This window comes from Streptomyces nidicola (assembly GCF_050106155.1).
Taxonomy (GTDB): Bacteria; Actinomycetota; Actinomycetes; order Streptomycetales; family Streptomycetaceae; genus Streptomyces.
In genome coordinates, this window is sequence record NZ_JBNBPI010000001.1 from 9,421,597 (window position 1) to 9,434,339 (window position 12,743).

General features: G+C 71.2%; 12 protein-coding genes. 6 read left to right on the forward strand and 6 right to left on the reverse strand.

Annotation, left to right across the window (positions count from 1 at the left end; translation table 11 throughout):
- Window positions 1-79: 79 nt before the first annotated feature.
- Window positions 80-376 carry a hypothetical protein gene (locus tag ACOKM3_RS42390; RefSeq protein WP_426906646.1) on the reverse strand — a complete coding sequence of 99 codons (297 nt, stop codon included), beginning with the start codon at window positions 374-376 and terminating at the stop codon, window positions 80-82.
- Window positions 377-578: 202 nt separating this feature from the next.
- Window positions 579-2,156, reverse strand: a complete 1,578-nt coding sequence (locus tag ACOKM3_RS42395) for an amidase family protein (protein ID WP_426906647.1) — start codon at window positions 2,154-2,156, stop codon at window positions 579-581.
- 175 nt (window positions 2,157-2,331) lie between these two features.
- Here ACOKM3_RS42395 and ACOKM3_RS42400 point away from each other — a divergent pair, with 175 nt between their 5' ends.
- Both ACOKM3_RS42400 and ACOKM3_RS42405 read left to right on the forward strand, forming a co-directional pair.
- Window positions 2,332-2,979 (forward strand): DUF2993 domain-containing protein, encoded by a 648-nt coding sequence (locus ACOKM3_RS42400; RefSeq protein ID WP_426906648.1) that lies wholly within the window; start codon window positions 2,332-2,334, stop codon window positions 2,977-2,979.
- A gap of 1,054 nt (window positions 2,980-4,033) precedes the next feature.
- Complete coding sequence (locus tag ACOKM3_RS42405; protein ID WP_426895562.1) at window positions 4,034-4,645, forward strand: hypothetical protein; 612 nt, start codon at window positions 4,034-4,036, stop codon at window positions 4,643-4,645.
- A 320-nt stretch (window positions 4,646-4,965) separates the two neighbouring features.
- Here the strand turns inward: ACOKM3_RS42405 and ACOKM3_RS42410 are convergent, their stop codons facing one another.
- Complete coding sequence (locus ACOKM3_RS42410) at window positions 4,966-5,409, reverse strand: hypothetical protein (RefSeq protein ID WP_426895560.1); 444 nt, start codon at window positions 5,407-5,409, stop codon at window positions 4,966-4,968.
- A 23-nt stretch (window positions 5,410-5,432) separates the two neighbouring features.
- On the opposite strand from ACOKM3_RS42410, the gene ACOKM3_RS42415 reads away from it, so the two are divergent.
- Window positions 5,433-5,996 (forward strand): hypothetical protein, encoded by a 564-nt coding sequence (locus tag ACOKM3_RS42415; RefSeq protein ID WP_426895558.1) that lies wholly within the window; start codon window positions 5,433-5,435, stop codon window positions 5,994-5,996.
- A 329-nt stretch (window positions 5,997-6,325) separates the two neighbouring features.
- Here ACOKM3_RS42415 and ACOKM3_RS42420 read toward each other — a convergent pair whose 3' ends face one another.
- Window positions 6,326-7,081, reverse strand: a complete 756-nt coding sequence (locus tag ACOKM3_RS42420) for an alpha/beta hydrolase family protein (protein ID WP_426895556.1) — start codon at window positions 7,079-7,081, stop codon at window positions 6,326-6,328.
- 371 nt (window positions 7,082-7,452) lie between these two features.
- Here ACOKM3_RS42420 and ACOKM3_RS42425 point away from each other — a divergent pair, with 371 nt between their 5' ends.
- Entirely contained in the window at window positions 7,453-7,584 is a 132-nt protein-coding gene (locus tag ACOKM3_RS42425; RefSeq protein WP_426895554.1) for a hypothetical protein, read from the forward strand.
- Window positions 7,585-7,662: 78 nt separating this feature from the next.
- Here ACOKM3_RS42425 and ACOKM3_RS42430 read toward each other — a convergent pair whose 3' ends face one another.
- Complete coding sequence (locus ACOKM3_RS42430) at window positions 7,663-7,845, reverse strand: hypothetical protein (protein WP_426895552.1); 183 nt, start codon at window positions 7,843-7,845, stop codon at window positions 7,663-7,665.
- 822 nt (window positions 7,846-8,667) lie between these two features.
- Here ACOKM3_RS42430 and ACOKM3_RS42435 point away from each other — a divergent pair.
- Window positions 8,668-8,859 (forward strand): hypothetical protein, encoded by a 192-nt coding sequence (locus ACOKM3_RS42435; RefSeq protein WP_426895551.1) that lies wholly within the window; start codon window positions 8,668-8,670, stop codon window positions 8,857-8,859.
- A 212-nt stretch (window positions 8,860-9,071) separates the two neighbouring features.
- Here ACOKM3_RS42435 and ACOKM3_RS42440 read toward each other — a convergent pair whose 3' ends face one another.
- Window positions 9,072-9,725: a class I SAM-dependent methyltransferase gene (locus tag ACOKM3_RS42440; RefSeq protein ID WP_426895549.1), complete on the reverse strand. Its 654-nt coding sequence runs from the start codon at window positions 9,723-9,725 to the stop codon at window positions 9,072-9,074.
- Between the two features lie 1,037 nt (window positions 9,726-10,762).
- On the opposite strand from ACOKM3_RS42440, the gene ACOKM3_RS42445 reads away from it, so the two are divergent.
- The gene (locus ACOKM3_RS42445; RefSeq protein WP_426906649.1) at window positions 10,763-10,885 is read left to right on the forward strand and encodes a hypothetical protein; all 123 of its coding nucleotides are present in this window, start codon (window positions 10,763-10,765) and stop codon (window positions 10,883-10,885) included.
- Window positions 10,886-12,743: the final 1,858 nt, after the last annotated feature.

The window sequence follows — 12,743 nt, forward strand, 5'->3', positions numbered from 1 at the left end:
CTCCTCTCTGGTCGGAGATGCGTTTGCGCCGTGGCGCCGGCCCCGGTCATCTACCCGCCGAGCAGGCGGGGCAGCCAGGTCAGGGGCGGTCCCAGAGACCTTCGTCGGTCTCGATGATGTCGATGTCGCAGCCCGCGCACATCCCTGTCGAACGGCCCTGGCCGAGCGGGATGACGTCCATGGCGTCCTCGTGCGGGCACGCGTCCTGGTCGACGGGCCGGGCCAGGGCGGCGGCGAATGCTGCGGGCGTTCCCGGTTCGGGTTCGATCCCCAGGAGGTCGTGCTCGAGGACGGCGATCCGGTTCAGGGCGGGGTGCGCGAGGCGCTGAGTCTCACGTGTGTGCGGGCGGTGGCGTCTTCTGTACCAGAGGGGCATGAGTCCACGATCCGCCGATTACGCGCCGAGGTCCCTCTGGTTAGCCGATCCAGGTGAACGCGGGCGATGTGACCAGGCGGCCACCGCGTCTCGCACCTGGTCACCGACGTGCGCTTGGGCAGGGCTCGGCCTGGGTCACCGGCTCGCCGGGTGGCCCGGAACGCATCCGAGCCACCCTTGGCGCCGACGGTACGGGCTCAGGTCACCGGCTGCTGTTGCTGCCCACCGACGGCAGGTAGCGCGGTGCCCGCCATGCGGCGAGGCGGGACTCCATCGACGCGCCGAGCGACAGCAAGGTGTCGTCCTGATGGTCTCCGGCCATCAGCAGGATGCCGACGGGCAACTCACCCACGAAGCCCGCAGGCACCGAAAGGGACGGGTATCCGGAAACGGCCGCCGGGGTGGACGACGGGATCACGTCGTTGTCGCCCCGCGCGCAGTCGGTCGTCCACGCGGGTGGGTTGGTAGGCGAGGCGATGGCGTCGAGGCGGTGGGCGGCCATGGTCTCGTCGATGGAACGCCGGGAGAGATCCTTCAACTCCGCCCGCATGGCCCGATATTCGGGGGTGGTGGTCGACGGCGCGGCGAGGGCCTGCTCGAACAACTCCTGCCTGGCAAAGCACGTCTGCTCTTGGGGATGGGTGCGGTTGAACTCGATGAGCCCGGCGAGATCCCGCGGCCCGTCGCGGGATGCGAGGTAGGCGTCGATGTCCCGGTGGAACTCGCTGAGCAGCGCGGGGAATTCGAGGTCGGCGAGCCGCTTCTGATATGGCGGAGTCACCTCGACGACCGTGGCGCCCGCCGCGCGCAGCTTCTTCGCCGTACGGGTCATCAGGGCGTCCACATCGGAGCCGAGCGACGGCAGCCGCCACAGACCGATCCGCTTGCCCCGCAGGCCGCCGGGACCGGCCAGCGTGTCAGTGCGGTCGGCAGCGCCGCCGGAGCGCACGTCGGCGTCACCCCGGATCACCGACAGGGTGAGCGCAGTGTCGGTGACGTTGCGGGCCATGGGACCCGCGGTGTCCTGCTCGGCGGAGATCGGGACTACGCCGTCCTGGCTCACCAGGCCGAGACTGGGTTTGTGGCCGACCACCCCGTTCATGCCGGCGGGGCACACGATGGAGCCGTCCGTCTCGGTGCCGATCGCCACCTGGGTCAGCGTCGCGGCGAGCGCTGCGGCTGAACCGGAGGAGGACCCGCAGGGGTTGCGGTCCAGTACGTACGGGTTGTTGGTCTGCCCACCCACCGCCGACCACCCCGATGTCGGCTTCGCTGCACGGAAGTTCGCCCACTCGGAAAGATTGGTCTTGCCGAGGACGACCGCCCCGGCCTTCCGCAGCCGTGCCACCAGGTCGGCGTCGGTTTGGGGCGGCTTCCCGGCCAGCGCCAGCGATCCGGCAGTCGAGGACAGTCCGCGGGTGTTCACGTTGTCCTTGATCAGCACGGGGATGCCGTCGAGCGGTCCGCGGACGGTGCCGCGCCGATGTCGGGCGTCGCTGGCGGCGGCCTGACGCAGCGCCGTCGGGTTGGTGCGCAGCACCGCATGGATCTTGGGATCGATGGTTCTGATCCGCTGCAGATAGACGGTGGTCAGCGCCGACGAGCTCAGCGAACCCTTCGCCATGCGTTCCTGCAGTTGCGGGATCGTCACCGTGTCGAGGTCGACACCCAGCGGCCTGTCCGTGCCGGCTGCCGACGGTAACGGTGCGGCGGCGAGAAGGGGTACCGACAGCAGGAGGGCGCCCAACGTAGTAACGCCTTGCTTCCTCACGTTCCTCATGAGGCGTAGCGCACTACAACCAGACGCTGCACCGCAAGGCCACCGCACCGGCTACAGATTTCCGATCGGGCCCGGCGGCCTGCCCCGGCAGGCTGCCAGCCATGTTGTCGGAGAAATCATCCGTGGACGCCTGCCGGGGTCTACGCTCTCCGCCTCGACCTGCGCCGTGTCCGTCTTGGGCAGCATCCGGATCGTCGGCAGCCTCTCGTCTTCCGTGAAGGGCGCCGTCCTGAGCAGGGTCCGCGGCGACGTGTTTCTGTCCTTCGACGACCTCAACCGTGAAGTCGGCGTGTCCCGGGTGAGGTTGGCGCCCGGCAGGCAGCCCAACACGGTGCAGGCCAAGGGGGGCCTCCCGATGGCCGGCAAGAAGGCCGAGATCCGTGGCCGCGCACACCTGGAGCGGACCGGCGGCCGGGGTCTGGCGCTGTCCGTGGAAGACACCAGGATCGTGATCCCGGGTCTGCTCACCTACACCCCCGGCAAGGGCGGCGGCCTCCAACTGACCGCACCCACCATCAACAAGATGGACGAACGCGAAACCGAACAGGCCACGGGCCGACCGCTCGTGCCGGGCCGACTCATGAAGGGCGGCGCCCTGGACGCGCTGGCCGATCACCCCGCGCTGCTCGAGCCCGCCGGCATCGACCCGTCGCTGATCGAGGGCCTGCGGAAGCTGCGGGAGCCGAAGGTCGCCCAGAAGATGGAGTTCTCGGCACAGCTCCCCAAGAACATGCCCGGCGACCTGCGCCTGCAGGACATCACGGTCACGACCGAGGGTATCCGCGCCCAACTCTCGGGCAGGGACGTGCGGTTGGGTACGTGATGCGTACGGTCGTCGGGCGGTCTGTGGCTGCGACCCGGTCATGCTCGCGTAGGGGCCGCGATGGGACAGCGGGGGCCGGGCGTGCAGTGCGGCCCCGGCATCGTCCACCGTGCCGACGGTGATGAGGTGGTCCCGCCCGGCGGGAGCGTGGGCTTTCGGTGTCCGGTTGGGTCGGTTGTTTCGCAGCGTCAGGGGGGGGCGGGCCTGGGGTGTGTCTCGGCTGCCTGCGCCGCCGGCGTCCTCGGCGGCGCTCAACTCGGCAGCAAGTGCGGCGGCCTGCCCGGTCTGTGGGCCATGGGGCGGGGGCTCGGGCCCCGCTGGAGTGTGGAGCGTGGTGAGGAGGGTTGGAGAGTGGATGTCGGAAGCACGGCTGCGTTACCCCGACGGGTTTGCGTGGTCTCGGATGGTGGAGCCGCGGTGGCGGAACCTGTTCGTGGTCCCGGTCTGTAGCACGGAGGTTGCCGGGGGAACGCTGGCGGTGTGACACGATCCGGCCTCCGTGCGGCAGCGGCAGCGCAGCGGGCGCCCGGCGAGCGCTCGCGGCCAGGGCTGCTGACCGGGGGGGATTCCTGGAGTCAGGACTGTCTGGGCTCGGGAACGCCCGCCACGCCTCGCGGGCGGCCGACGGGCATTCCCGACCGGCTGTTGAGCCCTGAGGGTGGGGGACCTGGACCGGTGTCCGCGGAGGCGAGGCCTGGCTGATCCGTGAGCTGCTCCGTATGGCGGGTGTGGGGGAGGTGTGGGCTGGGGCGGCGGCGTTGGTCCAGGTGGCGGTCGCCAGGGGGGTGTTGGCCGGCTGCCGTTTGTCGGGCGAGGGTGGTGAGCGGCTCGGGTTGTGGCAGTGGGTCCGTCGTTGCGGGGGGCTGTTGCGGGTCGGGGGTGTCCTCGTTCGGTTGTATCTGTGACACGCCCGGGGGTCCTAGGAAGGTGTGAGGTCGGGGGTTGTTTGTTGGGCTGTTTGGATGCAGCTGTACGTGTTATTCCGATTGCGTACGGTATGCACCTCTCGCAGGGTTGCGGTGAGTACTACTCGTCAACCGCGAAAAGGTAGATCATGCGTATTTCCCGGAAAGCCGGTCTGGTTGCTTCCACTGCGCTGTGCGGTGCCCTCGCCTTCGGTGTGGCCGGGCCGGCGTTCTCTGCTGTCACGGACTCGCCGGCCCGTAGTGCGTCCGCCGCTCCGGTGCCGGGCGCGGATGCGCTGGCCAAGCAGAATGCGGCACTGTCGGGTGCGGGCGCCGTCCTGCAGCCCGTGACCGGTCTCGTCGCGGGAGTACTCAAGGCCCCCGACGGCAAGCTGCCCAAGGACGAGGCCACCAAGCACGCGGCCGACGTCAAGAAGGCGCTGGACGGCCTCACGGCCGACGCGAAGGCCGCGTCCGGCAAGGCGGGTGTACCGGGCGCCCGCGCGCAGGCCCCCGGCGCCGACCTCGTCGTTAAGGCCGCGGCGGACCTGCAGACCAAGGTGGACGCCCTCGTGAAGGCCTCCGCCGCGGGCGACGCAAAGGCGACCGCCGCCGCCTTGCAGGCGACGCTGACCGGGACGGTCAACGTGGTGGTCGCGATCGTGCTCGGCGGCGACCTGCCGGCGCCCGACCTGAAGGGCCTGCCGAAGCTGCCGACGCTGCCGGGTGTGTCCCCGGCCGAGACGCTGCCGTCGCTGTAGGCGTCTGAGGCAGTTCGAGGTAGGGGGAGGGGCCGGCCTGTTCGGGGCCGGCCCCTCCCTTTTTGCGCGTCACCCGAAACGGTCCGCTCATCGATACCCGAGAGAGCGCACCGGTATGGGCTGCCGGACCATGACGGTGATGGCACACGACTTCAAGCGGTTGTGGCCCAACTCCCCGCCCCCGGGCGGCTCGACGCCGCATGCCGTTTCTGCCCCAGGGCGACCACACGTTCCGCTGCAGCCGTACTTGGTGGCCACCTGGCAGCAGCTAAGGGCGGCATGCTGGCGTGCCTAGTTCCATGTCCGGCCGGGCTCGCCACCTACTGGTCGTCGCTGTCGTCCTGGTCCGTGAGGAATCCGCGCATCGGCGAGGGCGCCTCGGAAAGTACCTCACCCACGCTGAGCGGCAGGTCCACCGGGGCGGGCTCGGGTGCCGGGAGAATGGGCAGGCGCTTGACCAGCACTCCCTGGTCTGCGTGCACGTCGGTCTTGAGGTTGCCGTACCCGCGCAGGACCGCGGCGATGGCCTGATGCATGGTGCGGCGGCCGTCCCGGTGCAGGAGGGCCGCCGGCCCCTCGACGATGGCCTCACGCTGCTCGGTGGCTGCCGTCTCGCGCAGGGTGCGGGAGGTGAACCACTCCACGAACACGGCGCCGTCCTCCGCGTCGGTGATGACGACGCCATGGGCGCGGTCGCGCTCGCTGGTATCCGATCCCGGCAGGCCGATGCTGGCCAGGGCGTGACGCCCGGACCGTTTACTCACTGCCCGACGGAGCTCAGTTCCAGATGACCGCCACCCCGTCGCCCAGCGACCCCGGCCTGCTCTCCCGCCACGAACTCACCGTCGTCGCCGACTACTCCACCCTGCTGATCCAGGACGACGACGCCGACCTGGGCGAACCCGAACCCACCTGGTTCGACGCACTGGTGGAGAACTGGATCAACACGGCGCCCGGCGTCGTCGGAATCGGAGCCGCACGCCCCTTCGACGTTCCCGTCACTGTCGATGTGCGCCGCACACCCCCGGCCGACGACACGGAACTACAACAAGCCGACCACGTCACACAGGCCAGCCTCGCGCTCCCCTCAGGACGCCTGCTCATCTCCATGCAGGACACCCGCGACAAGATTCCCCGCATCCCCCTGGCCCCCGGAAACTACGCCGTGCGTATCTACTCCCATGGACTGGACACCGTCTCCGAAGACGGCCGGGAAGGCGAGGACCGCTACCACGTGGCGCTCTGGCCCACCGACGAGGACCACCCGGCCCAGGTCCTCAAGCGCTACCCCGAACCCCTTCCCGGCGGCTGGTTCGGATCACCGGGCGGGCCAAAGGGAAGACGCCCATGAACGGGCAGAGCACGGCCCTTCTCCCCGCTGATGGGTGGCGAAGCCGCGCTACTGCCCCAGAAGGCTGGTGTGCCGCCCGGTGGTGCCGTGCTGCGTGTGTGCCTGGCGGCCCCCCCCGGGGGCGTCCTGGCCTGCTGTGCCGCATCCGGTGGCTGTGTCGCATCCGGTGGCGGGGGCGGGTTGGGCCGGGACCGAAACGACGGTGCACCGCGTGCGGTTCGGTTCACGTCACACGGCAGCGGATGCCCGACTGCTCGAGGGCCGATCGGCGCGCTGGGCGGGCGGTCACGTACCGGCCCCGGCTCGGGGCGGGGGGGGGCTCTGGCTGTTCAGGGTTGGGGTTGGTCGAGGTATTGGTCGGCCCAGGCGCTGATGATGTGTGCGGCGCGCTGTGCCTGCCCGCGTGCGGTCAGGAGGTGGTCGGCGCCTTCGAGGGAGATGAAGCTGCGGGGGTGGCGGGCTTCCTGGAAGATTTCGGCGGCGTTGTCGATGTCGACGGTGGAGTCGGTGGGGGAGTGCGTGACCAGCAGGGGAAGGTTCAGTTCACCGATTCGGTCGCGCAGGTGGGCTTTGCGGACGTCTTCGACGAAGGCGCGTTTGAGGACGAGGGTGCGTCCGCCGACGAACCATTGGTGGGAGCCGTCGCTGAGGACGCGGTCGAGGACGGTGTCGTACTGCCGCTCGACGTGGCTGGGGTCGACGGGTGCGGCGATCGTGGCCAGGGCCCGCAGCCCGGGGATGTCGCGGGCGGCGGCGAGGGCGGCGGCGCCGCCCCAGGAGTGCCCCACCAGCAGATCCACGGGAGTCCCGCGTTCGGCCATGAAGGCCGCGGCGCGGATGGTGTCCTGGACTTTGACGGTGAAGGAGCCGTCGCCCCAGTCGCCGTCGGAGTCGCCGATGCCGAGGTTGTCGAAGCGGAGTGTGCCGATGCCCTCGCGGGCCAGTTGTTTGCTGACGCGGGAGGCGGCGGGGGAGTCCTTGCCGAGGGTGAAGCCGTGTGCGAAGAGTCCCCAGCCGCGGATCTCGCCCTCGGGCAGGTCGATCACTCCGGCGAGTTCGGGGCCGACGACGCTGGGGAATTTCACTTTTTCTTTCACTGTGGTGCTCACCTTGGCAGGAACCGGTCGGGGGCGGGTGGACGCGCGTGGCACCGGCCGGTGCCGCCGCGGGCCGGTGAGCAGCATGCCATGTACGGATCATCATGTTCGACGGGCCGGGGTCCGCTCGGAGCGGGCCCCGGCCGTCTCCGCCGGCGTGCACCGGCCGGCCCTGGGGCTTGGCTGGAGGCGGCCCCTGCTGTGTCTCGCTGTGTCTGCTCACGGATGGTGTGACGCGGGGGAGTGCGGGGGGCGCCGGTGGGGCAGCGGGCAGACCGGGGCCTGTCTCGTCGCACGTGCCCGGGCCTGGCCTTCCTCGTCAATGCCGGGGGCGGCGTCGAGGAGCGGAGCGGAAGGTTTTGCTGTCCGCGCCGGGCCGCGGCCCGGGCGGCGTGGGCCCCGGCGTGAACGTCATGTACGGCCGGGGCATGACGGACTCGCCCTCCATGCCCTACGACGGCTGGAAGATGTTCTACCGGCCCTGCCTGTGACACCCCGCTGCCAGCACCCCACCCCACCGTGCGTGCGGGCAGGGCCGTGACGGCGCCGGGCTCCGCGTGGTCGTGGTGCTATCGGGCGAGTGGTACGCCCCCGCCGAGCAGCGCGTCGACGATCGACGTCGCCGCTTCCAGGCCGGCCTGCTCTTTGGGCGTCAGTTCCTGGGGGTTGTCGTCGGCTGCCGCCATACCGGCGCCGCCGAGGACGGCGCAGGCCGCCAGCAGGGTGGACATGAACAGGGCGCGGATACGCATGGAGTTCTCCCGTCTCTGCTCGCCCCGTGTCTCCGGTCCGATGACGGGGGGAGGGGGCGGGGCGGGCACGTCGCCGATCTGTGGCTTTGGCACGGTCATTGAACCGGGGCGGCCCGGCGCGGTCGGTGACGACACGGCCGGGGCGCCGTCAGAACCCCACGGCCGGGGGCTGCGCGGCTTCCGGGTACGGGCCCGTGAGCGCAAGCCGCGAGCTCTCGGCCCCTCCACGCTCGCCCCGGGCGGAAGCTGAGCAGGCGTGGTCCGCAGCATGCGGATCGACGGCAGAGCGGACCAGGCTGACTTTTGCCCTCTCTGGCGCGGCCGACGGCATGGCGCGGCGGACCTTGGGGCAGGCTCGCGGGGAGGCCGGCGTCGAGTCGGAACGGCACGGTTCGGGCAGGGAGCCGTCCGGTGGATTGCCCGCCTGGGCCGGTGTGAGACCCGTTGTGAGACCCGTAACGAACTTCCATGATCAATTTCCGCCGTGCCCGGCCCGCCGCCTGGCGTCCCCCCCCGGACACGTCGACAGCCGGGGGCCCATTCGAGCGGAGCACGGCAGATGTACCCGTTCGCCCTGGGAGGCGTCCACTACGGCGGCGGGCCGGTCTCGGACCGGGTGGGGACACCGCTGCTCGTCCTGGTGGCCGGTGGCTTGCGTCCGGGTGCTCTGGCCGCGCAGGTGAGTCCCCTGGCATACGGGCGCGGGAGCGGGAGAATCCTCGGTGGCGCTGCTCCCTGACCGGCTGGAGATGCCGCTCCTGATCGTGTTCCTCGTCGCGACGGCCGTGGGGTGGATCGCGGGCATCCGCACCCTGGGCCGCGGTGCGGCGCGACCGGCGCCTCGGCCGCACCGGCACCCGCCTGAGCCGGTTCCTGCTCACCCGTACCGGCCTGGTGGCCGTCTTCGTCGTGCTGGCGCTGTGCGCGGCGCTCGTCCTCGCGGTCGGCGGCGACGACTGTCCCTCGACGGATTTCGCCGGGAAGTGCCGTATGCCCCGCCGCATGAACTGGTAGCCGCACCGGCTTGATCCGTGGGCGGGGGTACACGGGACGGTATCCAGGAGCCCACGGCGGAGGTCCAGGTGGCACAGGGCGGCCCGCAGAAGAAGAAACATCGCTGGTCACGGGCTTGCAGTGGCACCCGGGCGCAGGGGCGCGTTGCCGCTACGCCGGGGCGGCCGGCCCGTTGGCGGATCCGCTCGTCCTCCTCGGAAGGCGAGGCCCCGTCAGCGCCTTTCGGGCTTCCGTGCCAGGAGGCAGGCGTGCGGCCTGCTCACGCGTTTGGCGGGCTCCTGTTCCAGTCTCGCGGTGACGGCGAGTCCGGCCTGCTCGAGCAGGCCGGCCATGGTCTCCAGGGGCAGGAGGTAGGACGCGTAGGACACCGGGTGGCCGTAGCCGTGGGTCGGCCGCAGCCGTTCATCGCCGACGTAGTCTCCCCAGAGCAGGTGGCCGCCGGGTGCGAGCGTGCGGTGGAACTCGGCGAACACCGCCGGCAGCCACTGCGGGGGCGTGTGGTGGGTGGAGTACCAGGCCAGGATGCCGCCGAGGTTGCCGTCCTGCGTCTCCAGCGCGGTCATCGAGCCCTCGGTGAACCGCAGTTCCGGGTAGGCGCGTCTGGCCAGTGCGACCATCTTCGGCGACAGGTCGACGCCGAAGGCGGGCACCCCCAGCCCGGCCAGGTGCGCCGTCACACGGCCGGGGCCGCACCCCAGGTCCGCGACCGGCCCCAGGCCGGCGGTCCGCACGAGTTCGGCGAACCCGGCCAGCATCGCGCGGGACAGCGGGTCCATCGCGGCCGGCGGAGGCACACGTTGGACGTAATCGGCGGCGACCGTGTCGTAGGAGGCGCGGACGGCGGTCAGGTAGGAGAGTTCAGCCACGCGGGCGACCCTAGAGCAGGCAACTGACAGGCCGTGCCACGCCCTTCGTCCGACCTGCGCAACACCCACCACTGTCGCCCCCCCAGCCGCCACCCCACCCCGGTGACCGTTCCCGGCCACGGCACGGTGGTCACCCCTAGCGGCCGCCGTCATGCCCCCTCCGGAAATCCCGGCGCCACGGCATCCCGCCCGCTGAGAAGCTGCGCGTGACACACCAGAGCCGCCCGCTGCCACCGGCACCGGCGGCAACGGGGGCCGCGGCGCGCACCCGCGCACCCGGTTCGAGGGCCGTCTCGCCCCCCGCCCACTCAACGCCCCGGCAGCCAGGATCAGCAGCCGAGCAGACGCACCCCTGTGCCGCATCACCGAACGGTCCCGGACCCGCAGGCACGGCAGGCGCGGCAGGCGCGGCGCCGGCGGCGGCCCGGGACTCCCGGCCGGGGCGAAGGTCCCGCCCCAGCCGGGCAGTTGCTCCCTATCTGTGCCTTTTCAAGGCGCTGTCACATGTCTGTGATGTTGTGTGCGGAATGCCTTGATGTGTGCCGCCTAGCTTCATGAGTACGCGGTCCCCACGACGCGTTCGACTCAGCCAACCCGCTCGACCTGCTCGACTCGTTCGACTTGTCCGACTCATGGAAAGGGGCCGGCGCATGCAGACCTCTCGTATTCTCCGCACGTCTGTGGCATCCGCCGTTCTCGGCCTCGGCGCCGTGACCGCCGTCGCCGCCACCGCCGAAGCCGCTCCGGCCTCCACCGGGCCCGCGGCCACCGCCACCGCCACTGCCTCCGCCGCCCAGCACACTGCCGCGGCGGGCCGTACCCAGACCCTGCCGCTCAGCGGACGGCAGCACCGCGCACGTCACCCAGCTGCCCAACGGCAGCTACCAGGCCTGGATCACGCACAAGGGTGTGCGGATCGCGGCGCTGGACTTGGCGCACAAGACCCAGCGCGTGCAACGGCTACACATACGTACTCAACCAGGCGAACGGCTTCGTCGGCGTGGTGCACCCCCGGCGGCTGGCACAGCGAGCAGAACGTGCCCCAGCACCCGGCGAAGAAGCACACGCACCACAAGCACAACGACCACAAGAACAAGCACCACAAGAACAAGCACCACCAGAAGAAGCACCACACGAACCAGACCGGCAAGACCCCGTGACATACGGCTCGCGGACGGCGCCACCGCCCACGTCACCAAGCTGCCCAACGGCACCTACCAGGCCCTGGATCACCCGGCACGGCGTGGCGTATCCGCCGCCCTGGACGCCGGTCACAGCACGGGCCCGCGCCCACGGCCACCACTACACGCTGAACGCCCACACCGGAGCCGTCCACCTGCGCTGACACTCCCCGCAGCCCCCCCCGCCCCACCCCCGGCCCCGGCCCCTGCCCCCTTGCTCTGTGCGGCCGCAGGGGGCAGGGGTGAGGCGGTGGCAGGCCGGACATGGATCCCGAGGCCGGGCCGTTCGCGGGAGAGGATGCGCAGACACCCGTGCGCTGCGCTGCGGCCGGCCCCACGGCACACGCACCACCCGGTCCACGTGCATCGACCGCGCAGCGCTCGACCCGCTCGTTGCGCGCTCGCCTCGCCGGGCGACTCGCTTAACGCCGCCTGGGAGTAGAGAACAGGGGAAACGGCGCCGCGACTGCGGGGTGCCACCGCTCCCACAGCCTGGGTGTCCTGCCGGCCGGGATCCCGCCCTCCCCTCTACGGCTGCCGGGGATGGGGAAGCCGGCCGGGACGGCGTTCCGCGGCTCCACCCAGGAGACTCCGACTGGCCCCATTCCGCGGATTCTTGGTGCAGATCAGGTGACTTGAGAGGGCCCCGGAGGGCAGAGCCCTGTGGGACACAGGATGGATGCTGCCGGCGGATATGCGGGGCGAGTTCGGCCCGGCCTGGGAGGAGCAGCACAGCCGAGGGGGCTGCGCCGGCAGACTGGGGCGGACCGACCGGGGGAGGGGGGCATGTGGAGGTCATGGAGCGCGAACTGACCGATCCCTGGGAGGGTGTTCTGGTCGCTCCCGCCTGCGGCAGTGGTATCGGCGTTGTGGTGCTGGCGGGTTCCAGCGGGCGTATCGAACGGGAGAGAGCGCGCCTCCTCGCCCGGCAGGGCCTGACGGCCTTGTCGATCCGCTGGTTCGGCGGGCCGGGGCCAGTCCCCGGGAATCTGCGAGATCCCCCTGGAGACCTTCACCGACGCCGTCGGCTTCCCTCCGGGCGCACGGGGCAGCACGCATCGGCATCCTGGGCAGCTCCAAGGGGGGCCGAGGCGGCTCTGCTCACGGCCGTGCACGATCCGCGCGTGGACGCGGTCATCGCGCTGTCGCCCACGTCGCGCGTCTGGTGCAACGTCGGACCGGGGCGCGGACGGAGCGCAGCGCCCCTACCGGTCGTCCTGGACCTGGCGGGGAACAGGCGCTGCCGTTCGTCCCGCTGGATGATTCCTGGACTCCCGCAGGGGCCGGGCAGCGGGCCCGGCCGCCCATCCGCGGGTGGTACGAGCGCAGCGAGCTGACGTTCGCTCACCTGCTTCCTCCGGCGGAGATCGCCGTGGACCAGGCCCGGGCCGATCTCCTGCTGGTCGCGGGCGGAGACGACGCGATGTGGCCGTTCCCTTCCCTTCGCCGAACAACTGGCCGCGCGCCGGCGCTCGGATGGGACCACCGTGCGTGTGATCGCCCGCCACGATGCCGGCCATCGCCCGCGGCTTCCTGGTGAGAGTGCCGCGCCGGCAATCCCCCGCAGTACCTGTACGGAGGTACGCCCGAAGCCGACGCGGCCTTGGGAGCGGCCGCCTGGCCCCACATCCTCAACTCACTCCGCGGCGGGGGACTGACCCCAGGTCCATCGCGTCCACTTCATCCCGTTGTGCTTGTTCGCTTTGGTGCACGCCACTGGGGGGCGCTGGAGGGCCGGCACGCAGCCGGCGGTGCAGCGATCGGCGGCCGGCATCGCCGTGGCGAAGGCAGATGGGGCGCCCACCGTTTTTGGTGGACACCCCATGCCGGTGCTCGC